The sequence below is a fragment of the Vogesella oryzae genome (assembly GCF_902829295.1).
Taxonomy (GTDB): Bacteria; Pseudomonadota; Gammaproteobacteria; order Burkholderiales; family Chromobacteriaceae; genus Vogesella; species Vogesella oryzae.
Genome location: NZ_CADEPL010000008.1, coordinates 36,901 through 57,820, shown reverse-complemented (window position 1 = coordinate 57,820; position 20,920 = coordinate 36,901). Strand labels below are relative to the sequence as shown.

Here is a 20,920-nt window from a genome sequence, read left to right as displayed (position 1 = left end):
GTTCCAGCACACGGATCACGCCGACATGGGCAAAGCCCTTGGCGGCACCGCCACCCAGCGCCAGCGCGATTTTGGGTTTGGGCACCGCTTTGGCCACCGGCGGAGGCGGCGTCTGGCTGGCACAGCCGGCCAGGATGGCCAGCAGGGAAAGGGTAAACAGTCGGCGGGTAACAGTCATGCGGCAATCATCAACGCTTGGGCGGGGTACGGGTAAATTCGATCACCTGCCGCCCGTCGGGCAGGATGTTCGCTTTCTTCTTCGGCTCACCCTTCCAGGCGTGGCCGTACAGCACTTCATAGGTGGCCGGCAGCTGGCCGTCGCGGCGGTAGCCTTCGTAGGCTTCGCACACCCGCTGCCAGGCATGCTTGCCCAGCAGGCCGCGGCCGCGACCGTCGGTGACGTTATGCGCACCGATGGACTTCAGGTCCTGCATCACCTCGCGCGCGCTGGCGTAGGTCATCACGATTTTTTCCATGTCCATCACCGGCTCCGACATGCCGCTGGCGAGCATGGCATCGCCCAGATCGTGCATGTCGATGAACTGGTTCACATGATTGGCACCGTCGGCATGGCTGAACGCCGTGCGCAGCTCGAACAGCGTGTCCGGCCCCAGGGTGGCAAACAGCACCATGCCACCCGGTTTGAGCACGCGCTGGAACTCGGCAAACACCGCATCCGGCAGGTTCAGCCACTGGATGGTGAGGCTGGACCAGATCATGTCCACGCTGTTGTCGGCCAGCGGCAGACGCTCGACATCGGCACACACCTGCCACGGGCTTTGCGGTTTGAACAGCCGCGACAGCATGCCCTGCCCGGCGCGTTGCTTCTCGCGCGAGGCGCACAGCATGGCGTGCGCCAGGTCCAGCTCCACCACGCGGGCCTCCGGGTAGCGGCGGCGCAGCTCGGCGCTGCCGTAACCGGTACCGCTGCCGGCATCCAGAATCACTGCCGGCTGCAGCTTGATGTAGTCCAGCCGTTCGGCCATGCGGTCCGACACTTCGCGTTGCAGTACGGCGGCGGCATCGTAGCTGTGCGCCGCGCGCTCGAACGAGGCGCGCACGCGGGTCTTGTCGGTGTAAAACGCTTCAGTCATGCGTGTTGTTCCAGATGGTGGCGCAGGTGCTGCAGAAATTCGCTCTCGTGCGAGAGGAAGGGCGCATGCGAAGCCTGGGCAAATTCGTACAGGGTGGCATCCGGCAGCGCTGCGGCCAGCCAGCGACCCGCCCCGATCGGGGTGATGGCATCGCGGGCGCCAAAGAACAGCCCTACAGGACAGGTAATCAGCGGCGCAAGTTCCCGCGCATCGGCGGCCAGCAGGCAATCCAGCGCCGGCAGCAGCCCTTGAGGGCGGCCGTGGGCGAACATCTGCTCTTTCAGTGCCGCCAGCGTCTGCCGCGCTGCCGGCGCGCCCAGCATCTGCAGCGCGAGGAAGCGCTCCAGCGTCTGCTCGAAGGCGCCGTCCAGGCTGGCACCGACGCCCTCGATGGCGGCACGTTGCTGCGCATGCGGCCAACTGTCGTCGCGCACGAAGCGCGGACTGGTGGCGATCAGCGCCAGACTCTTGACGCCGGCAGGATGGCGGGCGGCCCAGTGCTGCGCGATCAGCCCGCCCAGCGACCAGCCCACCACCTGCACCGGCAGCGGGAAGCGCTCGGCCAGCTGGCTGGCGATGGTATCCGGGTTGAAACTGAGGCTGGCGGCGCTGCCGCCGTGACCGGGCAGGTCGACCAGATGGACGCAGAATTCGCCGGCAAGGTTGGCCGCAATGCGGTCGAACACGCCGCCGTGCAACCCCCAGCCGTGCAGCAGTACCACATCCGGACCACGGCCGTGGCTTTCGATAAAAAGGCTCATGAAACAACAAGGTGGGGCAAAAGCGCATTTTCGCAATACTGCCGGCGGAAAGATACCCGCCGTTGTGCCGGGGCGTGAAAACGCCGCCCGGTCATGACAACGGGGCGGCGTGCGGCACGGCGTTGTGACGCCGGTCTGGTTATCAGGCGCTCAGCGCGGCAGTGGCGGGCTCGATGCCGCCCAGACGATCCCAGTCCAGCTGTGCGGCCGGTGCCGGACGGGCAAAGTAGTAGCCCTGCAGCCGGGTGCAGCCCAGTTCACGCAGCGCCTGTACCTGCGCCGGCGTTTCCACCCCCTCGGCCACCACTTCCAGCCCCAGCGCGGCGGCCAGTGCCAGGATGGCGCGCACGATGGCGGCGGACTCGTCCTGGCAGTGCACTTCGCGCACGAAGGACTGGTCGATCTTCAGCACATCGAACTGGTAACGGTGCAAATAGGACAGCGCCGAGTAGCCGGTACCGAAATCGTCCAGCGCCAGGCAGATGCCCTGCTCCTTCAGCTCCTGCATCACGCGGATGGCCAGATCCGGCACGTCGATCAGCGCGCTTTCGGTCACCTCCAGATGCAGGGTGCCGGCCGGCAGCCCGTACTGGCGCAACAGCGGCAACAGCCAGTCCAGCAAGGTGCGGTCGTGGAAATGGGTGGACGACAGATTGATGTGCAGGCACACCTCGCCGTCCAGCCGGCCCTCGGCATACCAGGCGGCCAACTGGGCGCAGGAACGCTCGATCATGTAGCGGTCGAGCTTGAGGATCAGGCCGCTTTCTTCCGCCATCGGCATGAACACGCTGGGCGAAATCATGCCGCGTTGCGGGTGGTGCCAGCGCACCAGCGTCTCGAAGCCGGCCAGACGCCCGGTCTGGCTGTCGACGATGGCCTGGTAGTACGGCACCAGCTCGTAGTCGTTGGTCAGCGCGTGACGCAGCTCGGCCTCCAGCGCCAGCTGGTCGGCCTGGTCGCGGCGCAACTCTTGGTTGAACAGGGTGTAGCCGTGGCGGCCGCGCTGCTTGCTGCGGTACATGGCGTGGTCGGCATCGCGCAGCATGTCTTCGGCACGGCTGTAGTGGCTCTTGTCTGCCAGCACCACGCCGAGACTGACGGTGGTGAACACTTCGCGGCCGGACAGCACGATGGGGCGCTCGAACGACGCCACCAGCTGGCGGGCGATCTCCTCGCACTGGTCCATGGTATCGACACAGGACAGCAGCACCGCGAACTCGTCACCGCCGAGGCGGGCGAGGAAGTCGGCAAACTGCAAGGTGCCCTGGATGCGCTGCGCCGCCTCGATCAGCAGCAGGTCGCCGGCAAGATGGCCCAGCGAATCGTTGACCAGCTTGAAACGGTCCAGATCGATGAACAGCACCGCGAAGCGCTGCTCCGGGTCGAGCTGGAAGGCGTCCCAGCTGCGTTTGAGCACGCGACCGAAATAGTTGCGGTTCGGCAGCTTGGTCAGCGGATCGTGCAGGCTGTCGTGCTGCAGCTGGGCATTGACCGCATCCAGCTGGGTGGTGCGCTCGCGCACCCGCTGCTCCAGGTCGGCGTAGGCACGCTGCAGATCGTCCAGCGCCTGTACCCGCGCCAGCGCGCTGCCGATATGGTTGGCGACAAACTCCAGGATCTCCTGCTCCCGCCAGCTGTAACGGGTTTCCGCGGTATAGCTTTGCACCGACAGCACGCCGCGCAGCACGCTGCCGCTATACAGCGGCACGCCCAGCCAGCAGCAGGGGGGCGACTCCAGTGCCTCGTCGCCATCCAGCTGCCAGCGGGCATCGGCCAGCAACAGCGGCCGGCCGCTATGCAGCACCTGCTCTACCGGCCCGCGGCCCGGCGCGCGCGGCGCCAGTTCCGACTGGTACAGGTCGGCACAGTACGGGAAGCTCAGTTCGTCACGTTCCAGGTCATACAGCGCCACCTGGCAGTTGCCGGCATCGATCAGCTCGGCCAGCAGGCGGTGCAGGCCGGCGAAGAATGCTTCCATCGACAGGCTGGTATTGGACAGCTCGGCCATGCGGAACAGCATGGTCTGCAGCTGCTCGGTACGCTGGCGTTCGGCAACTTCGGCGCGCAGCCGCGCATTGGCGGTTTCCAGCTCGGTAGTGCGGCGCCAGACCTGCTTTTCCAGATCGGCACGGAACAGCAGCCGGTCCAGCGCGGCGGAAATATGGTGGCCGACAAACAGGAAGGCGGCCTCGGCATGCGGCTCCGGCCGTGGTTGGCCGTGGTAGCCCTGGATCACCATGGCGCCCATCACCCGGCCGCTGCCATTGCTCAGCGGCATGCCCATCCACCAGTCGCAGGCGGCGCCATGTTGCGGGATGCCTTCGCGCCGGCACAGCGAGACCAGGTCGTCGCCACCGAGCATCAGGCACTGGTTCTCGCGGATCAGCCAGGCCGTCAGCGAGGCATCCGGACCACGCGCCGGAAAGGTCTGTTCCGGCTGTGGTTTTAATGCATCACTTTGGTCAACAAAGTAGGGAAAACGCAACACTCCGGCGTTTTCGTCGTGCAGCGCGATATAGAAATTGTCGGCCGGCATCAGGAAACGCACCGCCTGGTGCAGCTGCGGCAGCACGGTGGCGAGGTCGTCGGCCTCGCTGGCAAGGCGGCTGATTTCCAGCAGGATGTGATGGGTCAGGCGGGCGGTGGACAGCGCCTCGTTCAGACCGGCGCCAAGCAGGTGGCCCGACAGCAGGTAGGCCAGGCGCGAGGTAAGCTCGTCGGCCACTTTCTGCCCGTGCCAAAGCAGCCATCCCAGCGGGGCGCTTTCACTACCCAGCCGGTGCAGGCGGACATGGTCCGGCAGGCTGGCAGCGGCGTGCAGCTTGTCCGGTTTCGGCAGACAAGCCGTATCGCCCCGCCTGGCCAGACAATGCCAGACAGTGCCTATCTTCCCCCAGACTGTTGCACCGTCAGGAGCCTGCAAGCGGGCCAGGAAATCCAGCGCCGCTTCGGCAGCTTCTTCCGGTGTAAACAGGAAATCAGCCGTACTGTTCATACAGTTCGTGTATACCCACTCGTGAGCGCTTGCACGGGGCATCCCCCCATGCACAGTGGCTGTTTTTATATTGGCAGCTTTTTACAACAAATGAAGCAGCAGTTTTAACTAATTACAGATAGTAATGCGGCTAACAACTCTGCCACGTCGTCGCGTGTATGCCCGGCCGTCAGTGATACGCGTAAACGCGCGCTACCTGCCGGCACAGTGGGCGGTCTGATCGCCGGCACCCAGATTCCGCGCGCACGCAGTGCTGCTGCCAGCTTCAAGACTTCCTTATTGCTGCCAATAATAATCGGTTGAATTGGCGCACGGGAAGAGCACAACGATAAAGAAGTTGCGCGCAAACCATTGCGCAGCACCGATATATGCTCATTGAGTAAATGACGACGCCATTTTTCGTCAGCAATCAGCTGCAGACTGCGCAAAACCGCAGCGGCCTGCGCCGGCGGATGGGCGGTAGTAAAGATGTAGGTGCGCGCCGTATTCACCAGCCAGTCGACCAGCTGGCGGCTGCCGGCCACGAACGCCCCCGCCACGCCGGCGGCTTTACCCAGCGTCGCCATGTACACCACCCGCGGGTGGTGCAGCGCATACTCCAGCAACGCGCCGTGCCCATCGCCCAGCAGGCCGAAACCGTGGGCATCATCCAGATACAGCCAGGCATCGTAGCGCTCGGCCAGCTGCAGTAAGTCGCGCAGCGGCGCCTCGTCACCATCCATGCTGTACACCGCGTCCACCGCGATCAACCGGCTGCGGGCCGGGGTATCGCGCAACAGCTGCTCCAGCTGCGCCAGATCGTTGTGGCGGAAACGCTTGAACTCGGCCCGCGACAGCAGGCAGCCATCGTTTAACGACGCGTGATTGAGGCGATCGGCAAACACCGCATCGCCACGCCCGACCAAACTGGTGATCACGCCGAGGTTGGCCGCATAACCGGAACCGAACAGCAGCGCGGACTCGCAGCCGACAAATGCCGCCAGCGCTTCCTCCGCCTGTTGCTGGATGGCGAAATGCCCGGCCACCAGCGCCGACGCCCCGCCGCCGACGCCCCAGTCGTCTATGCCCTGCTGCATCGCCTGCCGCAGCGCCGGATGATTGGCCAGCCCGAGGTAATCGTTGCTGGCAAATGCCAGATAGTCGCAGCCGTCGATCGTCACCCGCGGCCCCTGTGGCGAAGCCAGCGTGGGACGGCGGCGTAGGCGGTGCTCGGTAGCCAGCTCGCCCAGGGCGGAATCGATTTCGTCGGGACGCATGCGGCCAACCTTTCTAGTGCAATGGTCGAAAAAAAGCACCCGCCGACGGCAAGGTGCTTGTTCGGTGACGCAGTGTAGCGTCAGTGCTGGCGGTGGTTAGCGCCGGCAGCAGGTTACAGCGGTTGCAGACCCAGCTTGTCCATCAGCGCGCGGTCGGCATCGACATCCGGATTGCCGGTGGTCAGCAGCTTGTCGCCGTAGAAGATGGAGTTGGCGCCGGCCAGGAAGCACAGCGCCTGCATTGCCTCCGGCATTTCGCGGCGGCCGGCCGACAGCCGGATATAGCTCTTCGGCAGCGTCAGGCGCGCCACGGCGATGGTGCGCACGAATTCGGTCCAGTCCAGTTCCTCGGCGCCGTCCAGCGGGGTACCGGTTACTTTCACCAGATTGTTCACCGGCACCGACTCCGGCTGCGGGTCGAGGTTGGCCAGTTGCAGGATCAGCCCGGCGCGCTGCTCGCGGGTTTCGTTGAGGCCGACAATACCGCCACAGCACACCGACAGGCCGGCGCCGCGTACCTTGCCGAGGGTGTCGAGGCGGTCTTCATACTCACGGGTCTGGATGATGTCGGCGTACTTGTCCGGTGCGGTATCCAGATTGTGGTTATAGAAGTCCAGCCCGGCATCTTTCAGCTTCTCGGCCTGGCCGTCTTTCAGCAGCCCGAAAGTGGCACAGGTCTGCAGACCCAGCGCCTTGACCTGCTGCACCATGTTCAGCGTCTTTTCCAGATCGGCATCCTTGGGGCCGCGCCAGGCAGCGCCCATACAGAAACGCCCGGCACCGTTGGCCTTGGCATGACGCGCGGCCTCGACCACTTCTTCCACCGTCATCATCGGCTGGTTTTCCACCGGCGTTTCGTGATGCACCGATTGCGGGCAGTAGCCGCAATCTTCCGGACAACCGCCGGTCTTGATGGAAACCAGCGTCGACAGCTGCACCCGGCTGGGGTCGAAATGCTGGCGATGCACCTCGGCGGCACGGAAGACCAGCTCCATGAACGGCAGGTCGTACAAAGCCTCGACTTCCTGCTGGCTCCACAGAGCTTGTTCCGGATGCAGTTTGGGCGGGCGCTGGAAAGCGATGGTGGCCTGGGTCATCTGTGCTACCGTCATAAATTAGAGTAAAAACTAGGCGCATCATGCCGAGGACTGCCGCATGCTGTCAAACCTGCTTGGCCACCTTGTTGACAGCTGTTCATTATTTGAACAGCACTGCCAGTTCTGCGGCCAACGTCCGGCACCGCACGGCGTGTGCCAGTGCTGCCTGCCGGCCCTGCCTTATCAGATCACCGCGCGCTGTCCGCAATGCCATGCCCAGGTCAACAGCGGCCACGCCCCCTGCGGCGACTGCCAGCAACTGCGGCCGGCCTTTGACCGCCTGCTGGCCGCCTACGACTACGATTACCCGCTCGATGGCCTGATCGCGCGTTGCAAATACGGGCCGCAGCCGGCGCTGCAAGGCGCGTTGGCCGGGCTGATGCGAACGCTGTTACAACGCCATCCGGCACTGCCTGTGCCCGACCTCATCATTCCGGTGCCACTGGCGGCCGCCAGGTTGGCCGCCCGCGGCTTTAATCTGCCGGATGCACTGGCCGACGCCCTGGCTGTTACAATGCGCGCGCCACTGGCTCGCGATCTGTGTTGGCGCAAACGCAACACCGTGCCGCAGGCCGGCCTCGACCGTACCGAACGGCTGGCCAACCTGCGTGATGCCTTCGGCGTAAAACACCGCTGTGACGGTCTTTTCATTGCCATTGTCGATGACGTGGCAAGCACCGGCGCCACCTTGCATGCCCTGTCCAAAACCCTGAAAAAAGCAGGGGCAAAACGGGTAGAAGCATGGGTGCTGGCCAAGGCCCATTTTCGTCACACTTGACCAACCTGTTGATTTACTAGAATATTCGCCCCGCAACGATGTTTACCGTTGTTCTCTACCAGCCGGAAATACCGCCCAATACGGGCAATATTATTCGACTCTGTGCCAACACCGGCTGTGAATTGCACTTGGTCAAGCCACTGGGTTTTCCGCTCGAAGACGCCAAACTGAAACGCGCCGGACTCGACTATCACGAGTACGCCCGCATGGTGGTTCACGAGGACTGGGAAGCCTGCCTGGCCCACCTTGGCGAGCGCCGCATTTTCGCGGCCACCACCAAGGGTGCCACGCGGCATGACCGCATCGCCTTCCAGCCCGGCGATGTTTTATTGTTCGGTCCCGAATCACGCGGCCTGCCCGCCGAGATTCTCGACACGCTCCCGTCTACGCGGCGGGTGCGACTGCCGATGCGGCCCGAATCGCGTAGCCTGAACCTTTCCAATGCCGTCGCCGTGCTCGTGTTCGAAGCCTGGCGCCAGCATGATTTTGTCGGAGGGTTCTAGCCGCGCCTGCAACTCACCGTTGGCACAACAGCATAAGGAGAGGTCATGAAACCTTTTTACCGATGGCTGTGGCTAGTGTTCATCAGTGCTTTGCTGGTGGCTTGTACCACCGTCAGACCGGCAACTGCGACGCAGACTGCCAAGGTCAGTTACAAAAAATCTGCCGTCAACTCCGGAGCCTACTTCCAGAACGACGGTCCGGCCCTGCAAACCCCGGTCAACTTGGACCTGATACCGGATGCGATTCCGCAGGATGAGCCGCTGATCGCTTCAGCCAACAAGCCGTACTCCGCCCTGGGCATGAGCTTCCGCCCGGACGCATCGGAGAAGCCCTACCGCCAGACCGGCAAGGCTTCCTGGTACGGCAAGCAGTTCCACGGACGCAAAACCAGCTCCGGCGAACGCTACGATATGTTTGCGATGACCGCCGCGCACCCGACGCTACCGATTCCGAGCTACGCCCGGGTTACCAACCTGAAAAACGGCGAATCGGTCATCGTGCGCATCAACGACCGTGGCCCGTTTCACAAGAACCGCCTGATGGACCTGAGCTACTCCGCTGCCTACAAGCTGGGCATCGTGAAGTCGGGTTTCGGCAACGTGGTGGTGGAACGCGTGTTCCCGGTAGATGGCAGCGACCGTATCGCTACCCGTCCGCCGGCACAGCAGAAAGCGGCGCCGGGCGAGAGCTACTACCTGCAACTGGCTTCCTTCAGCCGCCTGGCCGCTGCCGAGGCCGAGCTGAAAGCGCTGCTGGCCAATCCGGCCAACGCGCATGACGAGAAGCTGGGCATCGTCAACCAGGACGGCCTGTACCGCGTACGCATGGGTCCGTTCAGTGACGACCATGAGGCGCTGCTGGTAGCCAACGCGCTAAACGTGGCACCCGTCATCACCCGTTAAACCGGGCCGGCAACACGGTAAACAACAAAAACGCGAGGCATAGCCTCGCGTTTTTTATTTGCCTGCCGCTGCCGCTCAGGACTTCTTGCAGGTATTGATCCCCAGCATGGCATACGGCGGACACCAGCCGAGCAGGCCGGTTGCCAGCGGCACCAGGCCGAGGAATGCCCACGGCGACTGCGGGCCGACAAAGGCCAAGGCGGTGATGGCCACGCCGGCCACGATGCGGATGATGCGTTCGGTACTGCCGATATTGCGCTGGAACATGGTTGCCAATCTCCGTGGCATGCTGACGGTCTTACTATATGCAGAAATATAGTGATTGGCAAAGCAGCCCCCGCGCGCGCTTGCGCCAGCGCAAACAAGCGCCCACCGCGCCGCAGTCGCCTGGCATCGATAATCGCCGGCAATTACCCCGCCGCCACGGCGGAACTGGCCTATGCCTGTAGCAGGGCAGACAGCCGCCTGCCTCCCGGGTTAACAGGAGGTCCCCATGAAAATGTTACTCACCGTCGATTTTCCGCACGAACCGTTCAACACCCTGGTGCGTAACGGTCAGGCCGGCGCCGTCATCGGCCGCATTCTGGACAGCATCCAGCCGGAAGCCGCCTACTTCACCGAACAGGACGGTCACCGCTGCGCGATCTTCGTGGTGGAAGTCGCCAATGGTGCCGCGGTACCGGCCCTGGCCGAGCAGTTCTTCCTCAATTTCAACGCCGGCTGCCAATTCCGCATCCTGATGACGCCGGCCGAACTGCAGCAGGCCGGGCTGGACGAACTGGGCAAACGCTGGAGCTGAGCCAGCTCCGTACCCGTTTCGCCCACCCGCAAACGACAAGGGCAAGCCATCGGCTTGCCCTTGTCGTTTGCCTCTGCGGCCAACGTTGGCCGCACGCTTTACTCTGCCAGCTGCGCCAGCAGCTCGGCCTGGCGCTCGGCCAGCAGCGCGTCGGTCAGCTCCACCATGTCGCCGTCCATCACGTAATCCAGCTTGTACAGCGTCAGGTTGATGCGGTGGTCGGTGACGCGGCCCTGCGGGTAGTTATAGGTACGGATGCGCTCGGAGCGGTCGCCGGAGCCGATCAGGCTCTTGCGCTCCGCCGCTTCCTTCTGCTGCTGCTCGCGCAACTGGATGTCGTAGATGCGCGCCGCCAGCACGCGCATGGCGCTGGCCTTGTTGGCGTGCTGCGAACGGCCGTCCTGGCACTCGGCCACGATGCCAGTCGGCAAGTGGGTGATACGCACCGCCGAGTCGGTCTTGTTGATGTGCTGTCCGCCGGCGCCGCTGGCGCGGAAGGTATCGATGCGCAGGTCGGCCGGGTTCAGCACCCCTTCGGCAATCTCGTCCGCTTCCGGCATCACCGCCACGGTGCAGGCGGAGGTATGGATGCGGCCCTGGGTCTCGGTGGCCGGCACGCGCTGCACGCGATGGCCGCCGGACTCGAACTTCAGCCGCGAGTAGGCGCCGTCACCGGCGATACGCACGATCACTTCCTTGTAACCGCCAAGGTCGGACTCGCTGGCGGACAGGATCTCGGCCTGCCAGCGGTTGCGCTCGGCGTAGCGGGTATACATGCGCAAGAGGTCGCCGGCGAACAGCGCCGCTTCGTCGCCGCCGGTGCCGGCGCGGATTTCCAGCAGGATGTTCTTGTCGTCGTTCGGGTCCTTGGGCAGCAGCAGCTTCTGCAGCTCCAGGTCCAGGGAATCCATGCGCGCCTTGGCTTCTTCAATCTCGGCCTGGGCGAATTCCTTCATCTCCGGATCGGCCAGCAGTTCGCCGGCCGTGGCGATATCGGCTTCGCTCTGGCGATAGGCATTGAATGCCTCCACCACCGGGGTCAGTTCGGCGTGTTCGCGGGTAAGCTTGCGGAACGCGTCCATGTCCGCGGTGGCGTTTTCGGCGGCCAGCAAATGGGTGACTTCTTCCAGCCGCTCGCAAAGGGTGGCCAGTTTCGCCGCAATCGACGGTTTCATTACTGCTCCGGGTGTAAGCGATACAGACGCGCGATCAGTTCGACCTGCGCATCGTGCGCCGCGCCGCTGCCGGTAGACAGCGCCTGCGTCGGCGGGTGCATCAGTTTGTTGGTGAGCTGCAGCGACAACGCTTCCAGCACTTTTTCGGGGGCGTCGCCACGCGACAGCTGCTTCAGCGCAGCGTCCAGCGCGTGACGGCGGATACGTTCCGATTCGTCGCGCAGCGCGCGGATCAGCGGCACCGACTCGCGGCGCTTGAGCCAGTCGACGAACTCCACCACACGGTGGTTGATGATGGTCTCGGCCTCTTCGGCCGCCTGGTTGCGCGCCTGCTGGCCCACTTCCACGATGCTGGCGATGTCGTCGACGGTGTACAGGTAGACGTCGTCCATGCGGCCAACCTCGGCCTCGATATCGCGCGGCACCGCCAGGTCGAGCATGAACATCGGGCGGTGGCGGCGCGCCTTGATCGCGCGCTCCACCATGCCCTTGCCGATGATCGGCAGCTGGCTGGCGGTGGAGCTGACCACCACGTCGTAGTGCTGCAGCTGATCCGGCAGCTCGGACAGGGTGATCGCGTTACCGCCGAACTCGGCAGCCAGCCGTTGGCCGCGCTCCAGTGTGCGGTTGGCGACGGTGATTTTCTGCGGCTGGCGGGCGGCAAAGTGCGTCGCCACCAGCTCGATCATCTCGCCGGCGCCGATGAACAGCACATTCAGCTCGCCCACCGAGGCAAAAATCTGCTCCGCCAGTTTTACCCCGGCGGCGGCCATCGATACCGAGCTGGCGCCCACCGCGGTCTGGCTACGTACATCCTTGGCCACGGCAAAGGTTTTCTGGAACAGGCCGTTGAGCAGGCTGCCCATGGTGCCGGCGCGCTCGGCATTGCGTACCGCGTCCTTGATCTGGCCGAGGATCTGCGTCTCGCCCAGCACCATCGAGTCCAGCCCGGAGGCGACGCGGAAAGCGTGGCGCGCGGTTTCGGCGGCATCCAGCTGGTACAGGTACGGCGCCACCTCGTCCAGCGCCATGCCGTGGTAACCCACCAGCCAGCGCAGCACCTGCTCCGGCTGCGCGGTGGCACAGTACAGCTCGGTGCGGTTACAGGTGGAAACGATGGTGACCTCGCGCGCGGCATGCGACTCCACCAGCTGCGCCAGCGCTGCCGACAACGTCTCGGCCGGAAAGGCCAGACGCTCGCGGATGGCAAGCGGAGCGGTGTGGTGATTGAGACCGATGGCAACCAGCTGCATGGGCAGGGCAATAACGCGCAGGGAGAAAACGGGCATTCTATACCAGCTAGCGCGCCGGGGCGACGTGCCGGCAAGCGGCGAGCCGAGTATCATGTCGCCAATCAAGGAGGGCACCATGCCGCTGAATCTCGCCGATATCCGTCTGGAATACAGCAAGAAAGAACTTTCCCCCGACGATTGCCTGCCGGATGCGGTGGCACAGTTCGAGCTGTGGCTGCACGAGGCCATCGCCGCCGAGGTGAACGAACCCACCGCCATGCACATTGCCACCGTGGACGAGCACGGCCGCCCGTCGGCGCGCATCGTGTTGCTCAAGGGGGTGGAAAACGGGCAACTGGTGTTCTACACCAACTACCTCAGCCGCAAGGGCCGCCAACTGACGGCCAACCCCTACATCGCGGTAACCTTCTTCTGGCCGGAGCTGGAACGCCAGGTACGCCTCGAGGGCAAGGTGCAGCAGGTAGCGCCGGAAGTCTCCGACGAATACTTCGCCAGCCGCCCCTACACCAGCCGCATCGGCGCCTGGGCCAGCGAACAGAGCAGCGTCATCGACGGCAAGAGCGTGCTGGTGACCCGCGCCGCCACCTTCGGCCTCAAGCACCCGCTGACCGTGCCGCGCCCGCCGCACTGGGGCGGTTACGCCATCGTGCCGGACCGCGTGGAATTCTGGCAGGGTCGCCCCAGCCGGCTGCACGATCGCGTGCTATATACCCTGCAGGCCAATGCCGGCTGGGAACGCTGCCGCCTGGCGCCATAACGCGCCGCCCACGCCTGCCACGTTGGCCGCAGCAATGCGGCCAAACTTTTTGCTGGCCAGCCGCGACAGCACGCCATCGCCGGCCGCACCCCACTACGGACACCCCATGCTTAACAACGACATCCTGCGCAGCGTGCGCTTCATCCTCAATATCGGCGACGCCAAGATGCTGGCCATCCTGCAGCACGCCGAACCGTACGCCGACGACGACTTCACCGCGCTGCTGAAGAAAGACGACGAAGCCGGCTTCCAGCCCTGCAGCGACGAACTGCTGTCGGCGTTTCTCGATGGCCTGATCATCGAAAAACGCGGCCGCCGCGACGATGCGCCGCCGCCGGCACCACTCTTGCGCCTGAACAACAACGACATCCTGAAAAAGCTGCGCGTGGCGTTCGAGCTGAAGCAGGAAGACATCGAGGCGCTGATCGCCCTCACCGGCCTGCAGGTCTCCAGCGCCGAAGTCGGCGCGCTGTTCCGCAAGCCCGGCCACAAGAACTTCCGCCTGTGCGGCGACCAGTTCCTGCGCTACCTGCTCAAGGGGCTGAGCATCAAGCTGCGCCCGGGCGCACAGCCGAAAGGCAACTGATGCTGCTGCAATGCCTGTACGGCTTTAGCGGCGCGGACGGCACGTTGCTGGAAGTGAAGCGGCTGGACCTGCCCGCCGGCAGCGCAGCGGATGCGGTGTACCACTGGCTGTGGCAACCGGCTGGCAGCGGCGGCTGGCAAAAGCTCACCTTCGCCGCCATGACCAGCGAACCGCAGCCCTATCGCCGCTTCGCCGAGGGCGAACTGTGGTTCGATGCCACTGGCGCACGGCTGCAACTGGGCAGTAGCGAACATCTGCTGGCCAGCGGCGTGGCCGATGGCTGGCAGGCGTCGGTGGCGGAATGGTTGCAGCGGCGATGATGCCGCCCGGCTTGCGGCAAGCACAGCGGATGAAGCTTGTAGACTGCGCGCCAAAGCGCCTGCGGCCAACCATACTGTGTTTGTCCGCCACCACCAGGAGTCATCCCATGCGATACATTCTGAGCAGCGCCGCCCTGCTGCTGGCCGCCGTGCCGGCGCTGGCCTTCGATGTCACCAGTCCGCAGCTGCTGCCGGGCAAGCCGATGAGCAAGGCGCAGGAATACAACGGTTTTGGCTGCAACGGCGGCAATGTGTCGCCGGCGCTGCGCTGGAAAGATGCCCCGGCCGGCAGCAAGAGTTTTGCCGTCACCGTCTACGATCCGGATGCCCCCACCGGCAGCGGCTGGTGGCATTGGCTGGTCTTCAACCTGCCGGCCGACACCCGCGAACTGGCCAGCGGCGCCGGTAATCCGGGCGGCGTGCTGCCGGCCGGCAGCGTGCAGAGCCGCACCGACTACGGCGTGCCCGGCTTCGGCGGCGCCTGCCCGCCGCAGGGCGACCGGCCGCACCGCTACATCTTTACCGTGCATGCGCTGAAAGTGGACAAACTGGAGCTGGGCGCCGATGCCATGCCGGCGCTGGTGGGCTATATGCTGAATGCCAACAGCCTGGGCAAGACCAGCCTGATCGCTACCTACGGCCGCTAGCACCTGCCCGCCGCCGGCTTGACAGCCCGGCGGCAGGCCACCAGCATGCGGCTCAGTCCCTCTCTGGAGCCGCCATGACAGCCCCCACCCTGCACCCTGCCACGCTGGCCGTCCGCGCCGGCGAAGAAGCCCACCGCCCGCACGCCGCGCTGGCGGTACCCATCGAGTTCGGCATCGCCCACGGCTACCCGGATGTGGACAGCTGGGAGCAGGTGGCGCGTGGCGACGTGCCCGGCCCGCTGTACGCGCGCAACACCGCCCACCCCACCAGCCTGGCACTGGAAGCCAAGCTGGCGGCGCTGGAAGGCGCGGCGGCGGCGGTGAGCTTCGGCAGCGGCATGGCGGCGATCAGCAGCACGCTGATGGCGCTGCTCAAGCCCGGCGCGCGCGTGGTGGCCGGCAAGGACACCTACGGCGGCAGCCACTACCTGCTGCAGCACACCCTGCCGCAGTGGGGGGTGCAGGTGACGCTGTGCGACACCACCGATGCCGCCGCCTTCATCGCCGCGCTGGCTGATGGCTGCGACCTGCTGTACCTGGAATCGCCGACCAACCCGCTGCTGAAAGTGCAGGACATCCGCCGCCTGGCCGCCGCCGGCCATGCCGCCGGCGCGGTGGTAGTGATCGACAACACCTTCGCCACCCCGGTAAACCAGAACCCGCTGGCGCTGGGCGCCGACCTGGTGCTGCACAGCGCCACCAAGTTCCTCGGCGGCCACGCCGACGCCATGGGCGGCATCGTCTGCGGCAGCAAGATGCTGACCGACCGTATCCGCCACTACCGCGAAATCCACGGCGCCTGCCTCGACCCGATGAGCGCGTTCCTGATCCTGCGCGGCATCAAGACCCTGGCGCTGCGCATGCGCCAGCACAACGACAACGCGCTGGCGCTGGCACAGTGGCTGCAACAGCAGCCGGCGGTGCGGCAGGTGAACTATCCCGGCCTGCCGGAGCACCCGCAGCACGCCATCGCCCGCGAGCAGATGCACGGCTTCGGCGGCGTGCTCAGCTTCGAGCTGGCCGGCGGTTTTGCCGCCGTGCGCCGGCTGCTGCCGCGCTGCCAGCTGCTGATCCGCGCCGCCACGCTGGGCACGGTGGATACCCTGCTGGGCGTGCCCAGCACCACCAGCCACGTGGAATGCAGCGAGGAGGAGCGCATCGCGCTCGGCATCCCCGGCGGGCTGGTGCGCTGCTCGGTGGGCATCGAGGACATCCGCGACATCATCGCCGATCTGCAGCAGGCGCTGGCCGAGTGACCCCAACAGCACAAAACGTTGGCCGCATGTCTTGCGGCCAACCTTGCACACCATGAGCTGGTACCTGTACCTGCTGGAATGCCGCGGCGGCAGCCTGTACACCGGCATCAGCAATAACGTCGAGAAACGCTACGCCGCCCACCTCAAAGGCAAGGGTGCGCGCTACACCCGCAGCTTCCCGCCGGAGCGCATCGCGCTGGTGGTGGCATTTGCCGACAAGAGCGAGGCACTGCGCGCCGAACTGGCGGTGAAGGCGATGAGCGCGGCGCAGAAGCGGGCGTGGCTGGCGGCGCAGCTGGGCCAGACAAGCGATTAGCCAGGCTAATCACACGCAGCAGTAATGCTGGCTTGTCGCCGCCAGCGGCCACGCGCACACTGCCGGGCATGTTCTGACCGGAAAGCGCCATGTTCCCTCTCGATACCCTCCCTAACGCCCTGCGCCACGGCCAACCGCTGCTGTGGCACAACCCCTCCCTGCAACCCGCCGCCGAGGCGCTGGCCGCCAGCCGCTACGGCCGCGCCAACATCGAAGCCGCCATCGCCCGCTGGCAGCGTTTCGCGCCGCTGCTGGCGCGGCTGTTTCCGGACAGCGTCGCCGCCGATGGCCGCATCGATTCACCACTACTAAGCCAGATCGACGAGCACGGCCAACCCTTGTGGGTGAAAGCCGACCACGCGCTGCCGATCACCGCCTGCATCAAGGCGCGCGGCGGCGTGTACGAGGTGCTGTGCCATGCCGAGGAGCTGGCGCTGGCCGCCGGCCTGCTGCCGGCCGGCAGCAGCTACGCCGTGCTGGCCGAGGCGCCGGCACGCGCGCTGTTCGCGCAGCACCGCATCCTGGTCGGCAGCACCGGCAACCTCGGCTACAGCGTCGGCGTGATGGCGCGTGCGCTGGGTCTGCAGGTGGAAGTGCATATGTCGCACGATGCCAAGGAGTGGAAAAAGCAGCGCCTGCGCGCGCTGGGCGCCGGCGTGGTGGAGCACCAGGGCGACTACGCACTGGCGGTGGCCGCCGCGCGCGACATCGCCGCTGCCGACCCGCACGCCTATTTCATCGACGATGAAAGCTCGCTGCTGCTGTTCTTCGGCTATGCCGCCGCGGCCTGGGACCTGGCGCCGCAGCTGGCAGCCGCCGGCCTGCGGCCAACTCCCGAGCAGCCGCTGCGCGTCTACCTGCCGTGCGGCGTGGGTGGCGCCCCAGGCGGTGTGGCTTTCGGCCTGAAGTGTCTGTTCGGCGACGCGGTGCAGTGCGTGCTGGTGGAACCGGTGGCCTCGCCCTGCATGCTGCTGCGCCTCGCCACGGACGACGACACGCTGTCGGTGTACGACATCGGCCTCGACAACCGCACCGTGGCCGACGGCCTGGCGGTGCCGCGCGCCTCCGCCACCGTGGCCGGCATCGTCGGCCCGCTGATCGACGCAGTGATCACCGTCAGCGACGCCAGCCTGCTGGCCGAAGTGCGCCGGCAATGGCAGCAGCACCGCCTGCGGCTGGAGCCCTCCGCCGCCGCCGGTTTCGTCGCCCACCAGCTGGCCGGCGAACAATGGCCGGGCGACATCATCCCGGTGGTGTGGACCACCGGCGGCAACGGCCTGCCGGACGAGGTATTCCTGCCGCTGCTGGCTGATTGATTACTCAATCAAGCAAACGCAAAAAGGTTGGCCGCAAGCTGCTCATGGCTTGCGGCCAACCTTTTTTATTCATTCGAGGTAAACGCCGGGCTTCGCGATACTCAGCACCAGCCTACCCCCCCCGACTTACCGCGTTGTCTAGCATAGACTACAACTCGACCATGACTGCGTTCCCAGTAATAGTGGTCAGCGGCAGGATTAAACAGAAGAGTTCCGGACATGCTCATTCACTCTGCAGCCATTTTTAGAAAATTAAACTATCTCCGCCTAATGACACTACTCAACACCTCCATTTTTGCCAATAAAGCAGCATCCAATACTTGGCCAGTCATCATGCGGTCCAATGCATCGACCGTCACATATTTTCCATTGTACTTGTCTAACATGGCATCGAATGTTATGGAAATTTTGCTACTCCCAAATGTTCCCATTTTATCCATTGCACTATTAAAATCATCTTGTATGGCTGCGAAAAAAAATCAACAAAAGTAGAGAAATTGCGATATAGCTCATCTGGCAATTTTTCACCATTACCCATGGTGAAGGTGTTAATTGAATCATCCTCACCAATTTTCATATCGTGCAATGCCTCGTCCCCAAATTTAAGGACGTTCACCACATGATATCTATACATTGCCGACTGCAGCGCCACTGTAATAAAGTATGTAATGAAATCATTAGCTACTTTTGAGTCCTTCATTGAATCCAAAAGTCTGTGAGATTCCTTATCAGACATACGAACCGCCCAAAAACCCATTTCTTTATAGGACACATAGGTAGGATTGTTATCTACAAGCAAGACAATTGGTTTATGCGAATCAATGGCGCCATTGCCATTTTTCTCTGACTGACGAATAAAGTAGGCAAAAGACGCAAACATCAAAGCTACAATAAAAAATCCAACAATAACTCCAATCATACCGCCCCCTTATTACAAAATTGCAAAATCAATAGCGCATTGAGGCCCGCTTATAGCGGCTATCCGTTAGAAAATCATACAAAACAGATATTTACTCCGCACCAGACGCAGCCACAACGCAATCAACAGTCCCGGCGCACTGGCTAACAGCCATATCCACTACAACTCAGACAGCAACACAGCTAAGCCGATGGTCAGCGCTACAGCTCAGTGGGATAAAATGAAAGGCATGCGGGCTCCATGAGCGATATGGTCAAACAAGCTGTTGGCATGTTAGCAGACCAGCCATGAGCTGGTGTGAACATGCAGATCGGATAAGCCAACGGCGCATCCGGGGCCGGAGTGCCTGCCTTTTACCGGGGTTCGCGGCACTTATCGAGCTACCGGGCTTGCATCTCCCCACACAGCCACGCCCCCAGTGCCGCAACCGCCGCGCTGCTGCCAACCGCATACAACGCGTAATAGCCCAGCAGCAACGGCGGCTGATCGTCCAGCCGGCACAGGCTGCCATCCTGCAGGTAGCGCGCCACCAGCAGCTGGCGGCCCAGTGCCACGCCATCGCCGGCCTGCGCGCTGCGGTAGGCCAGTTGTGCCTGATTGAAGTGGCGTTCGCCGGCGTCGCAGCCGGATGGACGGCCGTGGGCGGCCAACCATAGCGCCCACTCGCTGCCGGCCGGTGTTGGCGTGCTCCACGGCGCATCGTCGTGCAGCAGGCGGCCACCGTGGCCGGCGGGGTCGAAAGCGGGGGCGGCGACCGGGTAGCCGTACTCCGGCAGCACGAAGGCGGCATCCTGCGGCGCGTGCGGCAGGTAGCGCAGCGCCAGGTCAATGCCGGCCTGACGTAGCGCCGCCGGGCTGTAGGGCTGGTTGTCGGCCAGCAGATCGACGCTGATGTCCGGCTGCAGGCGGGCGAAGCGGCCCAGCCGCGGCAGCAGCCATTCCAGCGCCAGCGACGGTGGTGCCGCCAGCTGCACGCTGGCCGGTGCGGAATCACGCTGCAATGCGACCAACGTTGTTGCCACGGTATCGAAGCCGCTGTCACAGGCGGCAAACAGCTGCTGCCCGGCGGCGGTGAGCTGCAGGCTGCGGCCGCCGCGCTGCAGCAGGCTCAGCTGCAGCCGTGCTTCCAGCCGCTGCACGCGCTGGCTGACCGCGCCCTGCGTGACCGCCAGCTGTTCGGCGGCGCGGCGGAAACCGCCGCACTGCGCCACCGCGTGGAAGAACCACAGGTCGGCCAGCAGGGTAGCGTCGAGGCGGCGGCTCATGCGGCGGGCTTAGTAGGCGAAGCGCTCGCGCAGTTCTTCCAGGTTCAGCTCGCGCAGGATGCTCTCCTGCCGCTCGCGGGCGGCTTTTTTGCCCTTGCTGGTTTTCTTGGCGATGATCAGCTCGTTCTTCATCGAGTGTTCCCAGCCCACCAGCTCGGTAACGGTGACCTGGTAGCCGCGCGCTTCCAGCTGCAGGCAGCGCAGCACGTTGGTGAGCTGGCTGCCGAACTCGCGGGTGTGGATCGGGTGGCGCCACAGCTCGGACAGCGGCGTCTTGCCGAAGGTCTCGTTCTTCTTCTGCCGCAACACGGCGGCCACCTCGGCCTGGCAGCACGGCACCAGCACGATGTACTTGGCGTCCTTGGCCAGCGCGAAGCGGATGGCGTCGTCGGTGGCGGTGTTGCAGGCGTGCAGCGCGGTGATGATGTCCACCTGCGGCGGCAGCGCGTCGGAGGTGATCGACTGCTCGACGGTGAGGTTGAGGAAGCTCATGCCGTCAAAACCCAGCCGTTTGGCCAGATCCACCGACTTGTCCACCAGATCCTGTCGCGTTTCCACGCCGTAGACGTAGGCGGCGGGTTTGTCCTTCAGGAACAGGTCGTAGAGGATGAAGCCGAGGTAGGACTTGCCGGCGCCGTGGTCGGCCAGCGTCAGGCTGCCTTTTTCCGTCAGCACGTCGGCCATCAGCGGCTCGATGAACTGGTACAGGTGATAGACCTGCTTCAGCTTGCGGCGAGTGTCCTGGTTGATCTTGCCGTCGCGGGTGAGGATGTGCAGTTCTTTCAGCAGTTCGACCGACTGCTGCGGTTTGATTTCCGGGATCAGGCTCATGATGCTTTCTCGATTTTCACTGCCGCTATTGTAGCGCCTTGGTCAAGTCACCGGCCGGCTGGCTTACAATGTGCCATTCCCGTTTTCAGGTAG

22 protein-coding genes are annotated in these 20,920 nt (G+C 64.4%); 11 read left to right on the top strand and 11 right to left on the bottom strand.

What is annotated here, in order from left to right; all coding sequences use genetic code 11:
- Nucleotides 1-188: 188 nt before the first annotated feature.
- The 5 genes from bioC to bioB all read right to left on the bottom strand — a co-directional run bounded on the left by bioC (nucleotide 189) and on the right by bioB (nucleotide 7,203).
- The gene (gene bioC / locus HU218_RS03040; protein ID WP_174873473.1) at nucleotides 189-1,094 is read right to left on the bottom strand and encodes a malonyl-ACP O-methyltransferase BioC; all 906 of its coding nucleotides are present in this window, start codon (nucleotides 1,092-1,094) and stop codon (nucleotides 189-191) included.
- Nucleotides 1,091-1,855, bottom strand: a complete 765-nt coding sequence (gene bioH / locus HU218_RS03035) for a pimeloyl-ACP methyl ester esterase BioH (RefSeq protein ID WP_174873472.1) — start codon at nucleotides 1,853-1,855, stop codon at nucleotides 1,091-1,093. The genes bioC and bioH overlap by 4 nt, the downstream gene beginning before the upstream one ends.
- Before the next feature lie 142 nt (nucleotides 1,856-1,997).
- A complete protein-coding gene (locus tag HU218_RS03030) occupies nucleotides 1,998-4,850 on the bottom strand; it encodes a bifunctional diguanylate cyclase/phosphodiesterase (protein ID WP_246210707.1) in 2,853 nt (950 codons plus the stop codon).
- Nucleotides 4,851-4,954: 104 nt separating this feature from the next.
- Entirely contained in the window at nucleotides 4,955-6,106 is a 1,152-nt protein-coding gene (gene bioF / locus HU218_RS03025) for an 8-amino-7-oxononanoate synthase (RefSeq protein WP_174873470.1), read from the bottom strand.
- A gap of 113 nt (nucleotides 6,107-6,219) precedes the next feature.
- Complete coding sequence (gene bioB, locus HU218_RS03020; RefSeq protein WP_174873469.1) at nucleotides 6,220-7,203, bottom strand: biotin synthase BioB; 984 nt, start codon at nucleotides 7,201-7,203, stop codon at nucleotides 6,220-6,222.
- Between the two features lie 58 nt (nucleotides 7,204-7,261).
- Between bioB and HU218_RS03015 the strand changes: the two genes are divergently transcribed.
- From HU218_RS03015 to HU218_RS03005, 3 genes are read left to right on the top strand one after another with little or no spacing between them, the layout of a single operon-like run.
- On the top strand, nucleotides 7,262-7,981 hold the full coding sequence (locus HU218_RS03015; protein ID WP_174873468.1) for a ComF family protein: 720 nt from the start codon (nucleotides 7,262-7,264) through the stop codon (nucleotides 7,979-7,981).
- Nucleotides 7,982-8,019: 38 nt separating this feature from the next.
- Entirely contained in the window at nucleotides 8,020-8,484 is a 465-nt protein-coding gene (gene trmL / locus HU218_RS03010; protein WP_174873467.1) for a tRNA (uridine(34)/cytosine(34)/5-carboxymethylaminomethyluridine(34)-2'-O)-methyltransferase TrmL, read from the top strand.
- A gap of 45 nt (nucleotides 8,485-8,529) precedes the next feature.
- The gene (locus HU218_RS03005) at nucleotides 8,530-9,387 is read left to right on the top strand and encodes a septal ring lytic transglycosylase RlpA family protein (protein ID WP_174873466.1); all 858 of its coding nucleotides are present in this window, start codon (nucleotides 8,530-8,532) and stop codon (nucleotides 9,385-9,387) included.
- Between the two features lie 75 nt (nucleotides 9,388-9,462).
- On the opposite strand, the gene HU218_RS03000 is transcribed toward HU218_RS03005, so the two are convergent.
- The gene (locus HU218_RS03000; RefSeq protein ID WP_174873465.1) at nucleotides 9,463-9,654 is read right to left on the bottom strand and encodes a YgaP family membrane protein; all 192 of its coding nucleotides are present in this window, start codon (nucleotides 9,652-9,654) and stop codon (nucleotides 9,463-9,465) included.
- 226 nt (nucleotides 9,655-9,880) lie between these two features.
- Here HU218_RS03000 and HU218_RS02995 point away from each other — a divergent pair, with 226 nt between their 5' ends.
- The gene (locus HU218_RS02995; RefSeq protein WP_174873464.1) at nucleotides 9,881-10,186 is read left to right on the top strand and encodes a panthothenate synthetase; all 306 of its coding nucleotides are present in this window, start codon (nucleotides 9,881-9,883) and stop codon (nucleotides 10,184-10,186) included.
- A gap of 98 nt (nucleotides 10,187-10,284) precedes the next feature.
- Here the strand turns inward: HU218_RS02995 and prfA are convergent, their stop codons facing one another.
- Together prfA and hemA are read right to left on the bottom strand one after the other, a co-directional pair.
- Entirely contained in the window at nucleotides 10,285-11,361 is a 1,077-nt protein-coding gene (gene prfA / locus HU218_RS02990) for a peptide chain release factor 1 (protein WP_174873463.1), read from the bottom strand.
- Complete coding sequence (hemA, locus tag HU218_RS02985) at nucleotides 11,361-12,614, bottom strand: glutamyl-tRNA reductase (protein ID WP_174873479.1); 1,254 nt, start codon at nucleotides 12,612-12,614, stop codon at nucleotides 11,361-11,363. Before hemA ends, prfA begins: the two co-directional genes overlap by 1 nt.
- A 115-nt stretch (nucleotides 12,615-12,729) precedes the next feature.
- On the opposite strand from hemA, the gene pdxH reads away from it, so the two are divergent.
- The 7 genes from pdxH to dsdA all read left to right on the top strand — a co-directional run bounded on the left by pdxH (nucleotide 12,730) and on the right by dsdA (nucleotide 17,812).
- Nucleotides 12,730-13,371 carry a pyridoxamine 5'-phosphate oxidase gene (gene pdxH, locus HU218_RS02980; protein ID WP_174873478.1) on the top strand — a complete coding sequence of 214 codons (642 nt, stop codon included), beginning with the start codon at nucleotides 12,730-12,732 and terminating at the stop codon, nucleotides 13,369-13,371.
- A 106-nt stretch (nucleotides 13,372-13,477) separates the two neighbouring features.
- The gene (locus HU218_RS02975; RefSeq protein ID WP_174873462.1) at nucleotides 13,478-13,957 is read left to right on the top strand and encodes a YehS family protein; all 480 of its coding nucleotides are present in this window, start codon (nucleotides 13,478-13,480) and stop codon (nucleotides 13,955-13,957) included.
- A complete protein-coding gene (locus tag HU218_RS02970; RefSeq protein WP_174873461.1) occupies nucleotides 13,957-14,277 on the top strand; it encodes a hypothetical protein in 321 nt (106 codons plus the stop codon). Before HU218_RS02975 ends, HU218_RS02970 begins: the two co-directional genes overlap by 1 nt.
- A 107-nt stretch (nucleotides 14,278-14,384) precedes the next feature.
- The gene (locus tag HU218_RS02965) at nucleotides 14,385-14,924 is read left to right on the top strand and encodes a YbhB/YbcL family Raf kinase inhibitor-like protein (protein ID WP_174873460.1); all 540 of its coding nucleotides are present in this window, start codon (nucleotides 14,385-14,387) and stop codon (nucleotides 14,922-14,924) included.
- Between the two features lie 74 nt (nucleotides 14,925-14,998).
- Nucleotides 14,999-16,180: an aminotransferase class I/II-fold pyridoxal phosphate-dependent enzyme gene (locus tag HU218_RS02960; RefSeq protein ID WP_174873459.1), complete on the top strand. Its 1,182-nt coding sequence runs from the start codon at nucleotides 14,999-15,001 to the stop codon at nucleotides 16,178-16,180.
- Nucleotides 16,181-16,232: 52 nt separating this feature from the next.
- Nucleotides 16,233-16,496, top strand: coding sequence for a GIY-YIG nuclease family protein (locus HU218_RS02955; RefSeq protein WP_174873458.1), 264 nt, complete (start codon nucleotides 16,233-16,235; stop codon nucleotides 16,494-16,496).
- 89 nt (nucleotides 16,497-16,585) lie between these two features.
- Entirely contained in the window at nucleotides 16,586-17,812 is a 1,227-nt protein-coding gene (gene dsdA, locus HU218_RS02950) for a D-serine ammonia-lyase (protein ID WP_174873457.1), read from the top strand.
- A gap of 397 nt (nucleotides 17,813-18,209) precedes the next feature.
- On the opposite strand, the gene HU218_RS02945 is transcribed toward dsdA, so the two are convergent.
- The 3 genes from HU218_RS02945 to HU218_RS02935 form a co-directional block, all read right to left on the bottom strand.
- Complete coding sequence (locus tag HU218_RS02945; RefSeq protein ID WP_174873456.1) at nucleotides 18,210-18,731, bottom strand: hypothetical protein; 522 nt, start codon at nucleotides 18,729-18,731, stop codon at nucleotides 18,210-18,212.
- 380 nt (nucleotides 18,732-19,111) lie between these two features.
- A complete protein-coding gene (locus HU218_RS02940; protein WP_174873455.1) occupies nucleotides 19,112-19,996 on the bottom strand; it encodes a LysR family transcriptional regulator in 885 nt (294 codons plus the stop codon).
- Between the two features lie 9 nt (nucleotides 19,997-20,005).
- The gene (locus HU218_RS02935; protein ID WP_174873454.1) at nucleotides 20,006-20,827 is read right to left on the bottom strand and encodes a class I SAM-dependent methyltransferase; all 822 of its coding nucleotides are present in this window, start codon (nucleotides 20,825-20,827) and stop codon (nucleotides 20,006-20,008) included.
- Nucleotides 20,828-20,920: the final 93 nt, after the last annotated feature.

Excerpts from the sequence above, each read along its gene's own strand:
- HU218_RS02955 (WP_174873458.1), top strand. The coding sequence starts at position 16,233 with ATGAGCTGGTACCTGTACCTGCTGGAATGCCGCGGCGGCAGCCTGTAC.
- bioF (WP_174873470.1), bottom strand. The coding sequence starts at position 6,106 with ATGCGTCCCGACGAAATCGATTCCGCCCTGGGCGAGCTGGCTACCGAG.
- HU218_RS02940 (WP_174873455.1), bottom strand. The coding sequence starts at position 19,996 with ATGAGCCGCCGCCTCGACGCTACCCTGCTGGCCGACCTGTGGTTCTTC.
- dsdA (WP_174873457.1), top strand. The coding sequence starts at position 16,586 with ATGTTCCCTCTCGATACCCTCCCTAACGCCCTGCGCCACGGCCAACCG.
- HU218_RS03030 (WP_246210707.1), bottom strand. The coding sequence starts at position 4,850 with ATGAACAGTACGGCTGATTTCCTGTTTACACCGGAAGAAGCTGCCGAA.
- HU218_RS02965 (WP_174873460.1), top strand. The coding sequence starts at position 14,385 with ATGCGATACATTCTGAGCAGCGCCGCCCTGCTGCTGGCCGCCGTGCCG.
- bioH (WP_174873472.1), bottom strand. The coding sequence starts at position 1,855 with ATGAGCCTTTTTATCGAAAGCCACGGCCGTGGTCCGGATGTGGTACTG.
- HU218_RS02970 (WP_174873461.1), top strand. The coding sequence starts at position 13,957 with ATGCTGCTGCAATGCCTGTACGGCTTTAGCGGCGCGGACGGCACGTTG.
- trmL (WP_174873467.1), top strand. The coding sequence starts at position 8,020 with ATGTTTACCGTTGTTCTCTACCAGCCGGAAATACCGCCCAATACGGGC.
- HU218_RS03015 (WP_174873468.1), top strand. The coding sequence starts at position 7,262 with ATGCTGTCAAACCTGCTTGGCCACCTTGTTGACAGCTGTTCATTATTT.
- hemA (WP_174873479.1), bottom strand. The coding sequence starts at position 12,614 with ATGCAGCTGGTTGCCATCGGTCTCAATCACCACACCGCTCCGCTTGCC.
- prfA (WP_174873463.1), bottom strand. The coding sequence starts at position 11,361 with ATGAAACCGTCGATTGCGGCGAAACTGGCCACCCTTTGCGAGCGGCTG.
- pdxH (WP_174873478.1), top strand. The coding sequence starts at position 12,730 with ATGCCGCTGAATCTCGCCGATATCCGTCTGGAATACAGCAAGAAAGAA.
- HU218_RS03005 (WP_174873466.1), top strand. The coding sequence starts at position 8,530 with ATGAAACCTTTTTACCGATGGCTGTGGCTAGTGTTCATCAGTGCTTTG.
- HU218_RS03000 (WP_174873465.1), bottom strand. The coding sequence starts at position 9,654 with ATGTTCCAGCGCAATATCGGCAGTACCGAACGCATCATCCGCATCGTG.
- HU218_RS02995 (WP_174873464.1), top strand. The coding sequence starts at position 9,881 with ATGAAAATGTTACTCACCGTCGATTTTCCGCACGAACCGTTCAACACC.
- HU218_RS02960 (WP_174873459.1), top strand. The coding sequence starts at position 14,999 with ATGACAGCCCCCACCCTGCACCCTGCCACGCTGGCCGTCCGCGCCGGC.
- bioC (WP_174873473.1), bottom strand. The coding sequence starts at position 1,094 with ATGACTGAAGCGTTTTACACCGACAAGACCCGCGTGCGCGCCTCGTTC.
- HU218_RS02945 (WP_174873456.1), bottom strand. The coding sequence starts at position 18,731 with ATGATTGGAGTTATTGTTGGATTTTTTATTGTAGCTTTGATGTTTGCG.
- bioB (WP_174873469.1), bottom strand. The coding sequence starts at position 7,203 with ATGACCCAGGCCACCATCGCTTTCCAGCGCCCGCCCAAACTGCATCCG.
- HU218_RS02935 (WP_174873454.1), bottom strand. The coding sequence starts at position 20,827 with ATGAGCCTGATCCCGGAAATCAAACCGCAGCAGTCGGTCGAACTGCTG.
- HU218_RS02975 (WP_174873462.1), top strand. The coding sequence starts at position 13,478 with ATGCTTAACAACGACATCCTGCGCAGCGTGCGCTTCATCCTCAATATC.